Annotated in this window: 11 protein-coding genes; all 11 read left to right on the top strand. The window is 62.5% G+C overall.

All coding sequences use genetic code 11. The features are described from left to right. The first annotated feature begins 27 nt into the window (after nt 1-27). Entirely contained in the window at nt 28-831 is an 804-nt protein-coding gene (locus BBSC_RS07720) for an alpha/beta fold hydrolase (RefSeq protein ID WP_033519767.1), read from the top strand. Between the two features lie 329 nt (nt 832-1,160). Further along, nucleotides 1,161-1,541: a GntR family transcriptional regulator gene (locus tag BBSC_RS07715; protein ID WP_033519768.1), complete on the top strand. Its 381-nt coding sequence runs from the start codon at nt 1,161-1,163 to the stop codon at nt 1,539-1,541. Next, nucleotides 1,538-2,581 (top strand): ABC transporter ATP-binding protein, encoded by a 1,044-nt coding sequence (locus tag BBSC_RS07710; protein ID WP_197074471.1) that lies wholly within the window; start codon nt 1,538-1,540, stop codon nt 2,579-2,581. Before BBSC_RS07715 ends, BBSC_RS07710 begins: the two co-directional genes overlap by 4 nt. Further along, nucleotides 2,578-3,300 (top strand): ABC-2 transporter permease, encoded by a 723-nt coding sequence (locus BBSC_RS07705; protein ID WP_033519769.1) that lies wholly within the window; start codon nt 2,578-2,580, stop codon nt 3,298-3,300. The genes BBSC_RS07710 and BBSC_RS07705 overlap by 4 nt, the downstream gene beginning before the upstream one ends. A 111-nt stretch (nt 3,301-3,411) precedes the next feature. Continuing rightward, nucleotides 3,412-4,254 (top strand): histidine phosphatase family protein, encoded by an 843-nt coding sequence (locus BBSC_RS07700; RefSeq protein WP_033519770.1) that lies wholly within the window; start codon nt 3,412-3,414, stop codon nt 4,252-4,254. A gap of 287 nt (nt 4,255-4,541) precedes the next feature. Next, nucleotides 4,542-5,492: a magnesium transporter CorA family protein gene (locus BBSC_RS07695; RefSeq protein ID WP_033519772.1), complete on the top strand. Its 951-nt coding sequence runs from the start codon at nt 4,542-4,544 to the stop codon at nt 5,490-5,492. A gap of 80 nt (nt 5,493-5,572) precedes the next feature. Beyond that, complete coding sequence (locus BBSC_RS07690; RefSeq protein WP_052109235.1) at nt 5,573-6,451, top strand: transporter substrate-binding domain-containing protein; 879 nt, start codon at nt 5,573-5,575, stop codon at nt 6,449-6,451. Between the two features lie 75 nt (nt 6,452-6,526). Beyond that, nucleotides 6,527-9,499 (top strand): leucine--tRNA ligase, encoded by a 2,973-nt coding sequence (gene leuS, locus BBSC_RS07685; RefSeq protein WP_033519382.1) that lies wholly within the window; start codon nt 6,527-6,529, stop codon nt 9,497-9,499. Nucleotides 9,500-9,715: 216 nt separating this feature from the next. Next, nucleotides 9,716-10,540: a ComEA family DNA-binding protein gene (locus tag BBSC_RS14250; RefSeq protein WP_051923159.1), complete on the top strand. Its 825-nt coding sequence runs from the start codon at nt 9,716-9,718 to the stop codon at nt 10,538-10,540. Between the two features lie 56 nt (nt 10,541-10,596). Next, nucleotides 10,597-12,303, top strand: a complete 1,707-nt coding sequence (locus tag BBSC_RS07675) for a ComEC/Rec2 family competence protein (protein WP_051923158.1) — start codon at nt 10,597-10,599, stop codon at nt 12,301-12,303. Between the two features lie 504 nt (nt 12,304-12,807). Continuing rightward, nucleotides 12,808-18,816, top strand: coding sequence for an AAA domain-containing protein (locus BBSC_RS07670; protein WP_033519380.1), 6,009 nt, complete (start codon nt 12,808-12,810; stop codon nt 18,814-18,816). Nucleotides 18,817-18,908: the final 92 nt, after the last annotated feature.

Raw genomic sequence — 18,908 nt, 5'->3', positions numbered from 1 at the left:
GTGACGCAAGGGGGAAGGACGGGCGATATGGTGCAGCCGCAGGCGTACTGCGTGAGTGAAGGCGAGGGCCTGCCGGTCGTGTTCGTGCATGGCATGGGCGTGGACCACCGTTCCCTGATGCTGCTGGACGAGGCGTTCGCCGATGCCGCCGTCCGGCGCATCTATCTGGACCTGCCCGGCTTCGGGCGTACCCCGGCGCTGCCCGAAACGGCGTGCGGCCTGCCGGAGATGGCCGATTGGCTGCAGGCCGCCATCGACGACCTTGCCGGGGCGTCGGCCCCGTTCGCGCTGGTCGGCAATTCGATGGGCGGCGCGCTCGTGCGGGAGGTCCTCGCCCGGGAGCCCGCCCGCGTCGCCGGCATGGCGCTGATCGCCCCGGTGGTCGACCCGCGGCACGCCCGCCGCCGCGTGGCCGAGCATGTGGTGGCGCATCCGAACCCGGATCTCATGCACGCCCTGCCGCAGGAGCAGGTGTTCGACTTCATCGAAATGGGCGTCAACCAGTCCTTCGAGGCGTGGCGGCGCTACCAGCGGTTCATCCTGCCCGGCATCGCGCTGTGCGACCGCGAGGCGTGCGCCAGGCTCGACCGGCGCTACTGGCTGGCCGACGACCCGGAGCGGGTGCTCGGCACGTACGCCGGCCCGGTCCTGATCGTCACCGGCGAGCAGGATCAGATCGTCGGCCATGAGGACCAGGAGGACCTGCTCGGGCACTATCCGAGCGCCGAGTGCGTCACTTTGGACGATGCCGGCCACAACGTGCACATCGACCGGCCCGACGAGACGATCGCCCTGATGCGCCGGTGGGCCGCGCGCCTGCCCCGCGGCTGAATCGCGCATCGGCGGGTCCCGCCTGCCCTGCATCGCGCTGCCTGCCCCCGCGTTGCCTGTCCCGTGCTGGCTTACGGTCTGCTGACAGGCTCTGTGGGGCCGTAAGTCAGCGAAGGGGTATGCGGACGTCCGCCGGTGCCATGGCATGGCGTCGGCGACGGGGCATTCCGTCGGCGCCATGGTTGACGCCGAACGTCAGAGTGTGTATAGTGTGTATAGAGGGTATGTACACTTGACGCTCCGGGGAAGACGTTCCGACGAGCGGAAGGCCGTGGCCGTGCGAATCCGCGCACCGGCCGCCGGCCGGCAATCACCACAAGGAACGACATATGGATCTCATCATCTCCAACTCGAGCGATAAGCCCATCTACGAGCAGATCACCTCGCAGATCAAAGGGCTCATCCTCACCGGCGAACTCGAGCCGGGGGAGAAGCTGCCGTCGATCCGCGCGCTCGCCAACGGGCTGCACATCAGCGCGATCACCACCAAACGCGCCTACGCGGACCTCGAATCGCAAGGGTTCATCGCGACCGTGCAGGGCAAGGGCAGCTTCGTGTCCGGCGGCAACGTCGAACTCCTGCGCGAGGAAAAGCGCCGGTCCGTCGAGGAACGGCTCGCGCGGCTGGTGGACGACGCCAGAGGCGCCGGCATCACGGACGGCGAGCTCAGGGAGATGTTGGATCTGCTACTAGGAGACGACGCACTATGACCGTCACAACCCCAACCCATCCCGACGCCCCCGAACAGGGGGTCGGTGCCCGGAGGCGGTGCCTCACCGCGGACATGGCCGGCGATCCGGTCGGCGCGGCCCCGGCAGGAGCGGCGCCGCTGATCGACGCGCACGGCCTGACCAAACGATACGGCGACTTCACGCTGAGCGGCATCGACGTCACCGTGAACCCCGGCGACATCGTCGGATTCATCGGGCAGAACGGCGCCGGCAAGACCACCACCATCAAGACGCTGCTCGGTCTGGTCACGCCGCAATCCGGCACCGGAACCGTGCTCGGCACGCCGCTCGGCCAGATGAGCCGCCAGGCCGGCAACGCCGTCAAGGAACGCATCGGCGTGGTGCTTGACACCATCGGATTCCCCGTCGCAATGCGCGTCGATGCCATCTCGTCGCTGATGCCGCACTGCTACGCCGACTGGGACGCGCCGATGTTCGACCGGATGCTGCGCGAGTCGGGCATCGACGGCCGGAAAACCGTGCAGTCGCTCTCGCGCGGCATGGGCATGAAGATGTCCCTCGCCGTCGCGCTGAGCCACCATCCGACATTGCTGATCCTCGACGAGGCCACCGCCGGGCTTGACCCGATGGCGCGCGACGACATGCTCGACCTGCTGCGGCGATTCGTGGACGACGGCGAGCACGGCATCCTCATGTCCTCGCATATCACCAGCGACCTCGACAGGATCGCCGACCGCGTCATCTGCATCGACGGGGGACGCATGGTGTTCGACGAATCCAAGGACACCATCACCGACATCAGGGGCATCGCCCGGTGCCGTGAGCGCGACCTCGCCGCCATCGCGTCCAGCGGGCGGTACCGGCCCGGCGAACTGCGCGCGATCCGCCACGACTACGGCATCGACGTGGCCGTGCCCGACCGCTTCGCCTTCGCCAAACATCTGCCGGGCATTCCGGTCGACCGCATGACCATCGACGACTACATGCATTTCATGCTTAAGGGGGACCGGCTCATGGTCGAAGAGTACCGGTCCGCAGGAAAGGGGGACCCGCGATGATCCGCGCATTCCGATTCGACCTCGCCGCCATCGCCGGCAATGCGGCCGTCAACCTCACCGTGACCGTCGCGCTGTGCGTGTTCGTCGGCCTGAAGATGCAGTCGGTGCCGATGGTTTTCGCCGCGGCGATCTTCATGGCCTTCCCGATGGTGACCCTGTCGCTGGGCATGTACGACGAACTGGGCACATGGAGCGTGTACCGCCTGTCCCTGCCCGTCAGCCGCCGCGACCTGGTGTTCGGCCGCTATCTGACGGCCGTGGCGATGATCGGCGAGGGTTTCGTGATCGCCGTGGCGTCCACGGCGCTGATGGCGGCCGTCTCCGGCGTGTGGTCGGTGGCCTCGCCGCGGTCCGCCCCGCTGATGCCGGCCTCGATGCTGGCCGCCCCGGCGCTCGGCATCGCGCTCGTGACCGCATCGCTGTCGATTCTGGTCAGCGTGCTGCTGTTCGGCGTGATCACGCCGATGTACTACCGGCTCGGCATGACGAAGCTGACGCGCGTCATCCCCGGCATCGGCGTGCTCGGCTCGATCGCGCTCGTCGCGCTGTTCGGCGGCGCGAGCGACCGGCTGGCCGCGGCGCTGCCGGCGTTCGTCGACTGGCTGCAGAGGCCGGCGTCGATGGCGCTGGTCTCGGGCGGCATGCTGGCCGCCGCGGTGGCGGTCATGGCGGTGAGTCTGGCGGTTTCCGTGCGCGTCTACGAGACCAGGGAGATCTGAACCGCCCGCGCGCCGCCCGGCCGCCCGACATTGCGCTGCTCGGCGCCGTGATCGGCCGGGTTCCGATAGGATGGGTGGCGGCAACGACGGAACCGCGGGAAGGGAACGCGAATGATCGACGAAGTGGTGATGCTGCGGCACGGCCGCACCTCGTTCAACCTCAACCGGCGCCTGCAGGGGCAGATCGACGTGCCGCTCGACATCATCGGACAGTGGCAGGTCGACCAGAGCGGATTCGAGCTCGCCCAGCGCTACTACTGGGCCAAGATCGGCAATGTGGCGCGCAACCCGCAGCTGCTCGCCCAACCCGGCCCCGGCGCCGCCCGGCGCAGCGACATCGGCGAGTACCGCGCCGCGCCGGCCTCGCGCCGCCGCATGGCCGTCATCTCCTCCGACCTGTTCCGCGCCCAGCAGACCGCGCACGCCTTCGCCGACCCGCTCGGCCTGTCGGTCGAACTCGACGCGCGGCTGCGCGAACGCAGCTTCGGCCAATGGGAGGGCATGACCCGCGAGGAGATCCGCGAGATGGACCCGCAGGCCTACGATTCGTGGCGCCGGCACGAGGGCGGCGAGCTCGCCTACGGGGTCGAGAGCCGCGAAGCCGCCGGCAAACGCGGCGCGGACGCCATGCGCTCCATTGTCACCGACCCGAAGTACGCCGACGAACCGACCACGCTGATGGTCGTCGGCCACGGATCGTGGATCGCGGCCACCATCGAGACCCTGATCGGCATGGACATCGACGGGCTCGACAATCTCGGCGGCGTGCGCAACGGATTCTGGAGCCGGCTGTCGGTCGCGCACGCGATCAACGGCGCGTCGGTCGACACCCCGATCTGGCAGCTCGACGCGTTCAACGAGGCGCCGCCCATCGCCCGTCTGGTCGATTGGGAGAACGGGCCGGAGGACCTGCGCACGCCGGGCGCGCCGCTGTGGAAGCCATTCGGGCTGTAGACGCGCTGCAGGCGCGTTGCGCGCGTGCCGGAAACGCGCCGTGCCGTGAAACGCGTGATGATCCGCGCTGCCGGTGAAACGCGGGGACGGCCGCATCGCCCACGCCGCAAGGGCCGTGACCGTGCCCCGCGGCGGGGCCGAAGGTGAACAACGGTCGAATTCGTCTCCCGGCCATCGCGAAAGTCTGGTCATAGGGACTATTGTTAATGAGGCTGGCCGGCGCCCCATGCGCGGCGCGGGCGGCACGAGGCTCGGTCATGGCACGGCGGAAGGCGGGTGAATCGATAATGCTGCGAATGTTCAGCACCATCAACGGACAAGTGGAGCAGATCCAGAAACCCGAGAACGGGTCGTGGATATCGCTGAGCGAACCGACCGACGTGGAGCTGGCCACCGTGGCCCAGGAGACCGGCATCGATCTGGCCGACCTGCGCGCCCCGCTGGATGACGAGGAACGATCGCGCGTCGACGTCGAGGACGACTACACGATGGTCATCGTCGACATCCCGACCGTCGAGGAGCGCGGCGGACGCGACTGGTACGAGACGATCCCGTTGTCGATCATCGTCACCGAGACGATGATCATCACCGTGTGCATGCAGGACACCCCGGTGCTCCACCCGTTCATGGAAGGCACGATCCGCGGGTTCAACACCTTCATGCGCTCGCGCTTCATCCTGCAGATCCTGTACCGCAACGCGACCATGTACCTGCGCTACCTGCGCATCATCGACCGAGAAAGCGACAAGCTCGAATTGAAGCTGCGCCACTCGATGCAGAACCGCGAGATCGTGATGCTGCTCGAACTGAGCAAGACCTTGGTCTACTTCACCACCTCGCTCAAATCGAACGAGATCGTGATGGAAAAGCTCACCACGCTGAGCCGCATCAAGCAGTATCCCGACGACGAGGACCTGCTCGACGACGTCATCACCGAAAACAAGCAGGCCATCGAGATGGCGAACATCTACAGCGGCGTTCTCGCGAACATGACCGACGCCTTCGCCTCGATCGTGTCCAACAACCTGAACAACGTGATGCGCATCTTCACCATCATCTCGATCACGCTGTCGGTGCCGACCCTGATCTTCTCGATGTACGGCATGAACTTCCAGGGCGGCATGCTCGGCATGCCCCTGAGCGACAAGCCGTGGGGCTTCATCGCGGTCGTCGTCATCTCGGTCGTGCTGTCCGGCGTGGTCACCTGGTTCCTGACCCGTTCGCGCATGTTCAAGTGAGCGTGGCGTCCGTGGAATGCGGTGCGGCGGTGGCGGCGCGGCGGGCGCGAACGGCGCGGGCAGCGCGGCGCGGCGCCGCCATGCTCGCGGCGCTGGCGATGGCGACGCTGCCCGGCGCGTGCGGAACCCCGTCATCCGGCGCCGCCGATTCCGCGCCGTCCGTCGGCGGCCAGCCGCAGGGACCGACGATCACCATCGCCGTGGCGGCGGACCTGCCCGGGCTGGGATACCTGCACGACGGCACCTACGCGGGATTCGACATCGCCTTGGCCACCTACGTGGCCAAGGCGCTCGGCTACGCGCGCAAGCAGATCATCTTCGCCCCGGTGCAACCGCGGGACCGGGCCGAGGCGCTGGCCAGCGGCGACGCCGACATGGTGGTCGCCGGCTACACGATGAGCGCCGAGCACGCCAAGGACGTGACCTTCGCCGGGCCGTACCTGACGGTGCGGCCGGCCTCGCTGACGCGCGACGACGAGCCAGCGTCGGATGGCCCGGACTCGGCGCCGGACTCGGCAGCGGGCGGGTCGTCCGGCGACCCGTCGGACACCGCGTCGGGCACGGGACGCGCGACGACATGCGTGGTCAACGGCACCGCGGCCAAGGACCTGGCCGAACGGGACGCGCGCACGCCGACGGTCGCCTACGACAGCTACGCCCAATGCATGACCGCGCTGATGGTCGGCTCGGCCGATGCGATCGCCGGCGACGACGCGGTGCTGCGGGGCCTGTCCGACACCAGACGGGGCCATTACCGCGTGGTCGCCGAAGACGGCGACGATCTCGGCTACGGCATCGCCGTGGCCCGCGGCCGCACCGCGCTGGCCGACAAGATCGCCGCCGCGCTGCGCGACATGATCCGCGACGGATCGTGGCGGCGCGCCCTCGACGCCGATCTCGCCCCGCTCGGCTACCGCGCGGGGAGCGCCCCGGACGCCGGCGACGTGGATGTGCGCTAGCCCCGCCGCCCGCGCTCCGTCCACAATGTGCAAACGGCGATGCGCGTGTCCAGTTGCATGGCAATAATTCACCGTATGGCTAATGAGAAGAACACCGCCGCGGAACCGGCAGAGGCTCCCGGCGAGCCGGCGTTCCGCTACAACGCGACGCTCGCGCAGGACATCGAAACCAAATGGCAGAAGAAGTGGGATGACGAGGGCACCTTCTGGGCCGCCAACGTCAACGGCGACCTGAAGGACGGCAAGGGCCGCAACGCCGAGGGACGCCCCTCCTACTTCGCCATGGACATGTTCCCCTACCCGTCCGGCAAGGGCCTGCACGTAGGCCACCCGCTCGGCTACCTCGCCACCGATGTGGTCTCGCGCTACCACCGCATGAAGGGCGAGAACGTGCTGCACGCGATGGGCTACGACGCCTTCGGCCTGCCCGCCGAGCAGTACGCCGTGCAGACCGGCCAGCACCCGCGCGTCACGACGCTCGCCAACATCGCCAACATGTCCCGCCAGCTGCACCGCATGGGCCTGTCCTTCGACAACCGGCGCACCTTCGCCACCATCGACCCTGGCTACGTGCGCTGGACGCAGTGGATCTTCTCGCGCATCTACGACGCCTGGTACGATCCCGAAGCCACGAACCCGAGCGGCTCCAAGGGCTGCGCGCGCCCGATCGGCGAGCTCGTCGACGAGTTCACGTCCGGCAAGCGCGCCATCCCGGGCTTCGAGGGCAAGGCCTGGGGCGATCTGAGCGCCGCCGAGCAGGCCGACGTGCTCAACGAGTTCCGCCTCGCCTACATCTCCAAGTCGCCGGTCAACTGGTGCCCGGGCCTGGGCACCGTGCTCGCCAACGAGGAGGTCACCGCCGAGGGCAAGTCGGAGCGCGGCAACTTCCCGGTGTTCCAGCGCGAGCTGCGCCAGTGGTCGATGCGCATCACCGCGTACGGCCACCGCCTGATCGCCGATCTCGACGGCATCGACTGGTCCGAGAAGGTCAAGCTCATGCAGCGCAACTGGATCGGCGAATCCCATGGCGCGTCCGTGCACTTTACCGTGGCCACCGCCGACGGCGACAAGGACATGGAGATCTACACCACCCGCCCGGACACCCTGTTCGGCACCACCTTCGCGGTCGTCTCTCCGGAGCACGACCTGCTGCACTTCGTGCCGTCCGAGTGGCCGGCCGGCGTGCCCGAAAGCTGGAAGGGCGGCTACGCGAGCCCGGTCGAGGCCGTGAAGGCCTATCGTCTGGCCGCCGAGGCGAAGACCGCGAAGGACCGCGTGGAGGAGGCCGGCGAGAAGACCGGCCTGTTCACCGGCATGTACGCGACCAACCCGATCACCGGCGCCAAGCTGCCGCTGTTCACCGCCGACTACGTGCTCATGGACTACGGCACCGGCGCGATCATGGCCGTGCCGGGCGGCGACCAGCGCGACTACGACTTCGCGGTCAAGTACGGCCTGCCGGTCATCTACACCGTCAAGCCGCTGCCCGAATCCGGCGACGATCTGGCCAACTACGAGGGCGCCGCGCCCTTCGTCTCGCACGACGGCATCGTGATCAACTCCGCCGTCGAGGCCACCGCCGCCAAGGGCGACGCGCTCTCGCTCGACGGCCTGCGCGTCGACGACGCCATCGCCAAGGTCAACGCATGGCTCGAGGCGGCCGGCGTCGGCAAGGGCACGGTGAGCTACCGCCTGCGCGACTGGCTGTTCTCCCGCCAGCGCTACTGGGGCGAGCCGTTCCCCATCGTCTACGGCGAGGACGGCACCCCGCACCTGCTGCCCGATTCGGCGCTGCCGATCAACCTGCCCGACGTGCCGGACTACAGCCCGCGCACCTTCGACCCGATGGACGCCGAGTCCAACCCGGAGGCGCCGCTGAGCCGCAACGAGGACTGGGTCAAGGTCGAGCTCGATCTGGGCGACGGCGTCAAGACCTACTACCGCGACACGAACACCATGCCGAACTGGGCCGGCTCCTGCTGGTACTACATGCGCTACATCGACCCGACCGACACGGCCAACATGGTCGAGAAGAACGAGTTCGACTACTGGATGGGCCCGAACCACAACCAGTACTCGGGCGACGAGGGCGGCGTCGACCTGTACATCGGCGGCGTCGAGCACGCGGTGCTCCACCTGCTGTACTCGCGTTTCTGGCACAAGGTCCTCTTCGACCTGGGCTACGTGGACTCGGCCGAGCCGTTCCACAAGCTGTTCAACCAGGGCATGATCCAGGCGTTCGCCTACACCGACGACCGCGGCCAGTACGTGCCGGCCGCCGAAGTGGTCGAAGGCCCGGCCGGCGCCGACGGCGAGCCGACGTTCAGCTGGAACGGCGAGCACGTCAACCGCGAGTTCGGCAAGATGGGCAAGAGCCTGAAGAACATCATCACGCCCGACGACATGTATGAGAACTACGGCGCCGACACCTTCCGCCTGTACGAGATGAGCATGGGCCCGCTGGCCGACTCCCGTCCGTGGAACACGCGCAACGTGATCGGCGGCATGCGCTTCCTGCAGCGCCTGTGGCGCAACGTGGTCGACGAGACCACGGGCGAGGCGCATGTGAGCGACGACGCGCTCGACGCCAAGACGCTCAAGCTGCTCAACAACACGATCGCCGACGTGACCGTGGAGATGGAGGGCATGCGCCCGAACACCGCGATCTCCAAGCTCATCGTGCTCAACAACCACCTGACGAGCCTCGAGTCCGTGCCGCGCGCCGCCGTGGAGCCGCTGATCCTCATGCTCTCGCCGATCGCCCCGCATATCTGCGAGGAGCTGTGGGCGCGCCTCGGCCACGCCGAATCGCTGGCCCACGAGCCGTGGCCGGTCGCCGACGAACGCTACGTCGGCCAGGACACCGTCACCGCCGTCGTGCAGATCAAGGGCAAGATCCGCGCCAAGCTCGAGGTCAGCCCCGACATCGACCCGGCCGAGCTCGAGCGGCTTGCGCTCGAGGCCGTTGCCGACCGTCTCGGCGGCAAGACCCCGCGCAAGGTGATCGTCAAGGCGCCGAAGATCGTCTCGATCGTCCCCGCGGAGTAACGCGAACGGTACCGTGAACCCGTGAACCGCCGTTGTGCGGCGCGCTGATATGCAGGAGGCTTCCCCGATAGGGGAGGCCTCCTTGCGTTATGCGCGGGAATGGGAGCGCCGCGTGCGCCGCGGATTGTGGACAGCGCGTTGTGGACGACACGCCCCTTCGACCACAGGACCCGTTCCGGCTGGACATCGTGTCCGTGCCCGTCCATGGTGGAGGGCATGACTATCACGCGCGACGAGGCGACGCATGGCGGCGGATACCGATTGCGGTCGTTGGATACGGGACGGACGGGTGGCGGCGGGCCGCTGCGCCCGCCGCCACCGCCGGCCGCCATGGGCGCTGGCGTCGCCGATGAGGACCTTGCCGGCGCGGGCGCCGGAACCATGGACGTTCCGGTACGGTCCCTGGCGCAACTGGCCGGCGTGCGGCGATCCGACGAGTCCGGCGAACGGCATCGCCTCACCCGCACCCGGCCTCGTCTGGCGTTCAGGCCGGTCAATGCGCTGGCCGTCATCCTGCTGCTGGTGGCCGCGCTGTGCGCCAGCCTGACCATGCTGATCCGGCAGTCGATCCGGTACGAGGCGGCGCTGGCCGGCACATACGACACGGTTCGGCTCGACGGGCCTCTTGGCGGGACGGGCGGAGGTCGTCCGGCGGAATCCGGCGGAGGTGACCGCGCGGGTCCGCAGGAGCGTGTGGCCTCGAGAGGGGACCGAAGCGGAGTCGCCGGCAATGAGGACGCCGCCGATGCCGGAGCGGAATCCGGCACGCATGAGGCTGACGGTCCGCCGCGGGGCGAAGCCGGAAACGCAGCCGCCGCCGAGCCCGATCCGCCTCCGGCCGACGATGGGCTGATCGACCTCAATACGGCAACGAGCCAGGAGCTGCAAACCATCAACGGCATAGGCCCGGTCACCGCCGAAAGCATCCTCGCGTACCGCGCGCGCATCGGACGGTTCGCCAGCGTCGATCAGCTGCTGGACGTGACCGGCATCGGTCCGAAGACGCTGGACAAGCTCCGGGCGCAGGTGACGGTCCGATGAGCGGGCGTCGGCGGTTTCTCGATCCCGGACGGGAACAAGGCGGCCGGGATTGGCGCATGCTGCCGGTCGCGGCCGCGATGTGGGCGGCGAGCCTGGCCACGCAACGGGGATTCCCGCCGTTCATGTCGGCCAAGGGCGGCTGGCTGGGCCCCGTCACGGCCATCGTGCCGCTGCTGGCGCTGCTGCTGGCGTTGCTGTCGTTCGCCGTATTGGCGAAGCCGCATGTCACGGCTTCCATGATGCTGGTCGGCGCCCTGGTGGCCTCGGCCTCCGCGCTGGCGGGCTGCCTCGTCCAATGGCACGACACGGCGAGCGCGTTGGGCCGCGCCGGCACAGCGACGGTCACCGTGACGGCCATGATCGGCACGCCAGCCACGGCATCGGCCATGCGGGGAGCCCGCTGCCAGGCGGATGCGACCCTCACTGCCGTTGCGGACGGATTGACGGCCCGGCCGTCATCCGCGGCGGTCCGCCTGTTCGCCTCCGGTGCGGATTGCGCGCCGATGGTCCAAGGCGCGACGGTGCGGGCGCGCGGCACGCTGCAACAGGCGCGATTCGGCCGTATGCCGCTCTGGCTGGTCGTCGACGGGCCGGACGGCCTGCGCGCGCTCAACCGCCCGCCGCCGCACCGCCGGGCGATCGCGGCCATGCAGCGGGCGTTCTTCGCCGTCACCGAGCGTCTGGACGATCAGGGGCGCGTGCTGGTGCCGGGGCTGACCATGGGCGTGCTCGGCCAGGATTACGTCAACACCGGCGGCAGTGTCCTCGCCGACGATCCCCGCTCCGGCGCGCCCGACTCTGATGCGTCCGGCTCCGGCGAGCCGGGCGAAGCCGCCGCGCATCCCGTCGACGCCAATTATGCGGCGACGGTGAAGGAACGGTTCCGCCGATCCGGCATCATGCACCTGATGGCCGTTTCGGGAGGCCATTTCGCGCTCATCGCCGGCCTGATCCGGCGGGGCTGCGCGCGGATGCTCCTGCCACGGCAGGCGGTCGCCGCGGCGATGGCCGCCGCATACCTGATGCTGGCGGCCGGCATGTACCCGTCCGACTCCGTCCTGCGCGCGCTGGTCATGGGTATGTTCGGCGCGGCGGCGCACGCGATCGGGCGGCGTGGCCAGTCGATGAGCGCATTGGGCTGGACCGTGGCCGGCGTGCTCGCCCTCGACCCGCCGATGGCGTGCAGCTTCGGATTCGCGCTGTCCAGCGCGGCCGTGCTCGGCATCATCCTGTTCACCCGACCGCTGGGCGCGTGGCTGGGCGAACGGCTGCCCCGCATGGTCGCCGAACCGCTGGCGATGACGGTCGGCGCGCAGGCGCTCACCCTGCCCATCCAGGTGCTTATGGAACCCGAACTGCCGCTCGCCTCCATACCGGCCAACCTGCTGGTCGGCCCGTTCGTCGGATGCGCGACGATGGCCGGGCTGGCGGCGCTCGCCGTCTCGTGGCTCAGCCCGGACCTCGGCTTCGCGTGCGCGTGGATCGCCGGATGCGGCACGCAGGTGATGGAGCGCATCGCGGCGTGGCTGTCCTCGGGGCGGGCCGCCACCGTGCCCTGGGCCGGCGGCGTGCCCGGCGCGCTGCTCATGCTCGCCGCCGAAGCCGCGCTTGCCCTTGTGCCGATTCTTACGGCACAGGTCATCCGCGCCCGGCGCGGACCGGATCGCGGTCTGCCCGGGCGGGCCTTCCGCCCCCGGATGCGTGACCGCATCGCCCTGTGGTGCTCCCAGACCAAGGAACTGTTCGGGAAGGAGACGGGCTGATGGTCCGTTGCTGGTTCGCCGGCTTTCGGCTCACTGCATGGTACCGGTTTTCGCCGGCCACTGCGGAGGTTCCGGCTGGGCGCCGGGATTGAGGATATGCGCCGTTTGCCTTTACGGCGTTTGCTGACGAAGAATTCGTCGGGGGTGATGAATTGAGAAATAATCAGGGATGAGACATGCCTCGGCGTGGGTGCTTTACCGAATAGGCGATTTGCTGGATAATACAAGGCAGAACCATTGTCGCGAACGAAGGAATATCATGACGAATACACCACGTCGGGAAAGTTGATTCTCTTAGCCGTGATCTTGAACGTATTAATGAAGATACCCTTGATCGGCTGACGCTCTACGGTGTAAGTATCTCCATTCATGTGAGGGGATTTGGGCCGATGACGTCGGCGGTTTGGATGAGAACACTATCCGCATTATCAGAGACAATGCTGTACGCCTAAAGTTTGATGGCCTCTTTTTCGAAGAACAATAATGGCAACAAGGTGAACTACCATGCAGGAATTTGATCAGCAGCAGGCACGTGCGATCCTCAAGGATCAGGGTGCGCGCTTCCTCGACTACTTGGCCGCAGTATCGCAAACTTTCGCTGCGCGCACGCCGCAGCGGGTCGAAGATAGCCCATTCTGCATCCTATCGTCGCAGATTCCGGTATTGCCAAACCTGATTGCGGTAGGCCCTGCTTCATCGGGACGGGCTTGGTTGACCGTCAAGCAGCCGGATAAGCCCAGGCCGGTTCATATACCTACTGAGCTTGAGACCTACCTCAATCGGGCTGCGGTCCGAAAAACTACGCAGCGACCAAAACTCAATGCGCAGTACGATGCGTTGAAAAAAGCGAGCCTGATTGGATCGGAACATGTCACTCCCGATGCATTGCGCGCACGCGCAGAAGCCAAGCATATTGAAGAGATGTTTAACGCATGGTTGGAGACGACATGGAATGTCTGGGTATCCAAAACGCGTCCATACGAGCAAGCTTTTGACCTGTACCAGAAGCTGTTCGATCTTTACCTTCGTCTTGATAAGGACTCTGATTACTTTGAACTACTTTTTGGACATTGCATACTTACTTGGTCTGGTCGCCGCGCAGCCGATTACCCCCTGATCCTGACCAGCGCGCACATGATCTTCAAAGAGGATACGGGAACGATTCTCATTGAAGCGTTTGCGCCCTCTCGCTTGTCCGTTGCTCCTTTCGAGGGAACGGATCTGCCCGGTTACGATCTTCTTGCTCGATATCAGGATGCGTTCAATGAGGATCCGGTCAATGTGTGGAACTTACATGATGCGGATGAGATGTTTCAGCATATCGCCAAGCAATTAGGCGCATCATCGCGTATCAACAACACTTTGGACCTTAAGCCGGGGGAGGACCCGGTATTGCAGCAGGGCTGGTGCCTATTGCTGCGTAAACGTACTGACAATACGAGCGCTTTCTACCGTGGATTGGCGAAGAAACTTCAGGAATTTGATTATCTTCCCGAGGCGTTCGACGCGATGTTCAGCAACGTCAGCGTGGTAAAAAGCGCGACAGGCGGTCCGATCGATGATGGGATATCTGATCGTCTGCTCATGCCGTTGCCGGCCAATGAGGATCAGAAGCGCATTATCGAACAGCTTTCACACAATTCGGGCGTCACCGTACAGGGGCCTCCGGGCACGGGCAAATCACATACGATCGTCAATTTAATCTCTCATTTGCTGGCGCACGGCAAACGTGTGCTTGTCACGGCGGAGAAGGCGCAGGCACTCGCTGTACTACAGAACAAAATACCAGAAGAAATCAGAGATTTCGCGGTCGCTTCAATAGGTGAATCCGTGGCTGATACTGAGACGTTACGCCTTTCCATTCAACGAATGCAGGACTCACTGACTGACGTGGACGTCTCTAGAGCAAAGGCAAACGTGACGAAGTTATGCGAAGTCATAGACCAAGCCGATGAGAGAATAAACTCCATCAATCGTGAACTGGTGTCCAGACTTGAACATCAGATGGATGAATTTGAGACGTTGGATGGTCTCAAAAGTGCTGCGCGGACGGCTCAATGGGTGACCGATAATGCGGCGTTCGATATCATCCCCGATTCCGTACCGACAGCGGCTGCATGCCCCTTGACCGATGAGGAGCTCACTGAGTATGTTTCGCTCGCGCGTGAGTTGTCTCTGAAAGACATAGCTGCGAGTTCTCTTGTTCTACCTGATGCTGACGCATTACCGTCCTCCGCGGAGCTTTCCTCATTATATGAACGGCTTGATAAGGTCCACGAAAGTGTAAGTGATCTGGAACGTAGCGGATTGGATATGCATATCGTGGATGAGATGTCTGCTGAGCAAGTGCATTCATCGTTGAACGAGATGCGTGCTTTGCTCGATGAGCTGTCCTCCATCGACGGGGAATGGGAACGGGAACTTGGACGGCAGCTGCATGCTAATGCGCAACAGCGTAAATGGCTTTATCAAGGTATTGACGTGTTGCAACGACGGCTCGATCAGTGTATCGACTTTTCCGGTAAATTATTAGGACATGTGATTTCGGTACCAAGCGGTAATCCAAAGGAGCAGGGCGAATTGCTCGACCGATGGATGCAGCGAGTACAACAAGGCAAGGGCCTGCCTCGTGTATTCGATAAAGGGTTGCGATCATTTGGCGAATCTGTGACAGTGGATGGATATACTCCGCAAGATGTTGAGGAATTGCAGCTGGTTGATGCGTATATAGAGCAGCAGCGATTGCTGTCGTCTCTGCCTACATTGATACGGCAAACATTCGATAGCTTGCCAATTCCCCATATTGATGTAGAGCACGCTTCATTGTCGGCGGTTGCCGACATGATCCAGCGTGTATCTGCGGTAAATACATGGTGGGAAGAGCGATATCCGGTTGCGGTTCGCTGCTTGCGCCGGTATTTCCCGTTTATGGATTCAGCTGTCAACGTCGATGAGTTCGGTCGTGCCGTCGCGGTGATGGAAGGGGCATCCGCCCGGTACGAGGAGCGCAAGTTGCAGAAGCAGCTTGATGAGATGAGAACGGCGTTGGAGCGGCATACGGGGGCAACGGACTCAGATCTGTGGGGACGACTGTCTGACTCTTTGAAGAGCCGTGATTATGGGGCTTGGCAAAGCGCAGTTCATGAATCAAAGCGGCTTATGGAGGTCAGGGAAAAGGCCGGCCGCATGAATGAATTGCATGATCGCCTTGCCACTATCGTGCCGCAGTGGGCCGAAACCGTTCGTCGGTCTCAGGGCGATAACCGTTTCTGCGGTGATGCGCAAACACGCGAACTTGCTTGGAATATCGCGCAGGCCAGGACGTGGCTGAGTAAGATTGCGACGGTATCCGATGTCACGACACTCCTTGAGGAATCGCGGGTGATTGCAAGGCAGCGGCACGACGCAACATTGCAAGCGGTCGGACTGTCAGCCAGGCTGCATCTCAAAGAGACGCAGGACCCTGACGATCGTACGGCGCTGAACATCTGGCTGGATGCGATGAAACGCTATGGCAAAGGTACCGGCAAGAACGCGGAGAATTACTTGACAACGGCGCGCCACGAGCTCCCTAGAGCTATGAACGCCATGCCGGTGTGGATTATGCCGCTGCATAAGGTGATGGATAATTTTGACCCATCCATCTCGCAGTTGTTCGATGTGATCATTGTCGATGAATCATCGCAATGCGATCTGCTGTCGGTTGGTGTGCTTGCGCTGGCCCGTAAGGCGGTGATCGTTGGTGATGACAAGCAGACATCACCATCCAACGCTTTCAAAAGCGTGGACAAGATCATAGCGTTGCAGAATAGGTATATACCGGATATTCATGGAAAATCCTTGTTCACGTTCGATGAGTCGTTGTATTCCATGTCGAATCGCGTATTCCAATCACAGATTATGCTGCGTGAGCATTTCCGATGCGTGCCGGAGATCATTGACTATTCCAATCGGTTTTATGACAGACAAATATTTCCGTTACGGGAACGTAGTCATCCGGAAATCGGCTCTCCATTGCAAGCTCGATATGTGAGGAATGCGGAAGTATCTCGGACTGGCAAGGACATCGTCAATTACACTGAGGCTCAAGCTATAGCCGATCAGATCAAATCCTGTTGTAATGACCCCAGATACGATGGCATGACGTTCGGTGTCGTGACGCTGATGAGTAGTGAACCGCATCAAAAAATAGTCAGTGACAAAATCATTGAAGCGATTGGTGCTGAGGAATATGCAAAACGTCGTTTGCGTGTGGGCAATCCTCCTGCATTCCAAGGTGACGAACGCAACGTGATCTTTCTTTCGTTCGTTGCTGAATCCGCGGGCGGGCGTGCATATTCGGCGACCGGTACCAGGGACGCGCAATGGATGAATGTTGCTGCGTCCCGAGCCCAGGATCAATTATGGGCATTCTATTCCATGAATCCCGCTGATCTGAACAGCAGCGACCTGCGCAGGGGACTTATTGAATACGTCCGAGATTACTCCGCGCAAGAAGCGGAAACGGATCTTGACCACGTCACACGTACGGATTTCGAAAAGGATATGCTGAGAAATCTTACGGAACATGGATTCGGGTCGATGTTGCACATGCATTATCATGTTGGTCGATATGTCATCGATTGTGTGGTGACTGTGGCAAAGGGACTAAGTCTTGCTATCGAGTGTGATGGAGACGAAAGCCGGACTGCGGAGGAATTTGCCAAGGACATCAGCAAACAGCGCGTACTAGAGCGACTTGGTTGGAACTTTATACGGCTGAGTGCACCAGCGTATTACCTTGATGCTGAAAAAGCCATGAAACCGGTGTATGAATCTCTGGATATGCTGTCGAGTCTGCGCGATAAGACCGGTTTGGCAACTCAATCTGCCGGAACTGCCCCACATGAGACTGCTCAGAATGATATTCTGCAGCGCCCGGGCCGGCATGAGGATCATGACGCCGGAAAAACTGTGACGAGGCAAGCAGGTTCTGTTTCGATTGCTTTGTCAAACGAAAAGAGCCTGACCGGGATGCATGGTTTGCATAGTGGGCACGAGGACGAATCAACTCAGACTGACTTCTTACGTAACGATACAGAGACATCTATGAATGTCGGACAAGTCATGCGTAATGGAATTTCTGAGTCAGATGAGTCCGATGCTTCCGACGATGGCATGGATTACTTGTCCATCGAATATGGAACCCTTCTGACGGGGGAAGATATTATTCCTCAAGGTCCATATGAAAATGATAGTAAATGGATCCAAGCGACGTTGCTTATGTTGGTGACGAATGAATATCCTCTTTCGGACGAGCTTCTTCGTAAACAGGCTGTCCCTGTGATCGAAAAGAACGGTTTCTCTTCAACGTACGCGAGTCATAGTATTAGCGGCTCATTGGAGTTTCTGATAAGAAGACATTGCATTCGGCGAAGCACCGATGGCTTTTACTATCCGGAACCGGTGGATACTGTTTTTCGCATCATGCAGGGACGAAGTGTTGCAGATATTAGCACGTCGGAAGTGGCTTTTGTCATACGGCGATTAGCGTTGCTTCCCAAGGGGAAAAGAAGAAGCGCTATTGAGTATCAATTGGATCGTATTTATGGGTGGGAATCAAATGAATTAAGCAAATGCGCATTGGTCGATCAGGCGTTCCGCCTATTAATTCAATCGGGTTTTGTAATTGCTAAAGACGAACGAATCGTTCCCTCCTCGCATTCACTGGATATGGGTGCGGAATCATCTACTATATGGCAAGAATTAGTGGAGCAGTTAGACAAGCTTTTGCAGTCGGATATGCCGTTGCAGCCGCCGAGCGTCGTAGCAGATACCGCAGAAACACTCTCAGCGGTTCAGGCTTCAGCCGCCAGCGAGGAAATTGAGCCGAATACTCCAGATGAAGCGACAAGCAAGGGTGATTCCGAGAACGATGGCGGTGAGACGGGTAAGAGAGTGCTCACCGCATATGGCGAGCGTTATCATTTGCGCTATGCAGAGCCGGTTCCTGAGCGTAGTCTGCCATTGCGGGTGGATTATGCCGATATCGAAGAATGGCTGATGGAAGCCATCATTAAGTTGGTGTATTCAGAATACCCAGTATGTTACTCCATGCTTAATCGACAGATTGGTCCGATTCTAGGGGATATGGGTGTGCCTGAGAGCAGTTTTGATGATTTGCTGCATGACTGCCTGGCAGGATGCTCCGAACAGATCGTTAAGAAAGACGATGGTTTTTATTATCCGGTAAATGAAAAGGATTTTCCCTTCCGGATCATTCGTCATAGGGAAATTGGTTTTATCAGTGTGAGAGAACTTGCCTTTGTCATGCGGCGGATCATTCATGCTCATCCAGAAAAGGATAAGAATTGGCTTTTCGATGAGACCTTGCTCGTTTACGGTTTTCGACAATTCGGCGAGAAGATACACCGGGCTTTTGAAGCGGCATACCGATACTTGGCTCGTAACCATTTCATTGTTGATCATGATGGGAAATTATCCTTACGGACGGATGCAGTTTCTTTGATGTGAAGGACTTGGCCCTGTTTGGACTAGGCTGACATATTTCGCTCCCGCCGGTGGAAACATGTCGGCTCTGCTTCAACAGAGCCAAGGATTTCCCA

The sequence above is a fragment of the Bifidobacterium scardovii JCM 12489 = DSM 13734 genome, from assembly GCF_001042635.1.
In the GTDB taxonomy this organism is placed as follows: Bacteria; Actinomycetota; Actinomycetes; order Actinomycetales; family Bifidobacteriaceae; genus Bifidobacterium; species Bifidobacterium scardovii.
The sequence above is the reverse complement of the archived record's forward strand: the minus strand, read 5'-3'. Positions and strand labels throughout refer to the sequence as shown.

Bases quoted from the DNA above. Each gene is read 5' to 3' on its own strand.
- BBSC_RS07720 (WP_033519767.1), top strand. From the start codon at position 28: ATGGTGCAGCCGCAGGCGTACTGCGTGAGTGAAGGCGAGGGCCTGCCG.
- BBSC_RS07705 (WP_033519769.1), top strand. From the start codon at position 2,578: ATGATCCGCGCATTCCGATTCGACCTCGCCGCCATCGCCGGCAATGCG.
- BBSC_RS07700 (WP_033519770.1), top strand. From the start codon at position 3,412: ATGATCGACGAAGTGGTGATGCTGCGGCACGGCCGCACCTCGTTCAAC.
- BBSC_RS07675 (WP_051923158.1), top strand. From the start codon at position 10,597: ATGCTGCCGGTCGCGGCCGCGATGTGGGCGGCGAGCCTGGCCACGCAA.
- BBSC_RS07710 (WP_197074471.1), top strand. From the start codon at position 1,538: ATGACCGTCACAACCCCAACCCATCCCGACGCCCCCGAACAGGGGGTC.
- leuS (WP_033519382.1), top strand. From the start codon at position 6,527: ATGGCTAATGAGAAGAACACCGCCGCGGAACCGGCAGAGGCTCCCGGC.
- BBSC_RS14250 (WP_051923159.1), top strand. From the start codon at position 9,716: ATGACTATCACGCGCGACGAGGCGACGCATGGCGGCGGATACCGATTG.
- BBSC_RS07695 (WP_033519772.1), top strand. From the start codon at position 4,542: ATGCTGCGAATGTTCAGCACCATCAACGGACAAGTGGAGCAGATCCAG.
- BBSC_RS07690 (WP_052109235.1), top strand. From the start codon at position 5,573: ATGCTCGCGGCGCTGGCGATGGCGACGCTGCCCGGCGCGTGCGGAACC.
- BBSC_RS07670 (WP_033519380.1), top strand. From the start codon at position 12,808: ATGCAGGAATTTGATCAGCAGCAGGCACGTGCGATCCTCAAGGATCAG.
- BBSC_RS07715 (WP_033519768.1), top strand. From the start codon at position 1,161: ATGGATCTCATCATCTCCAACTCGAGCGATAAGCCCATCTACGAGCAG.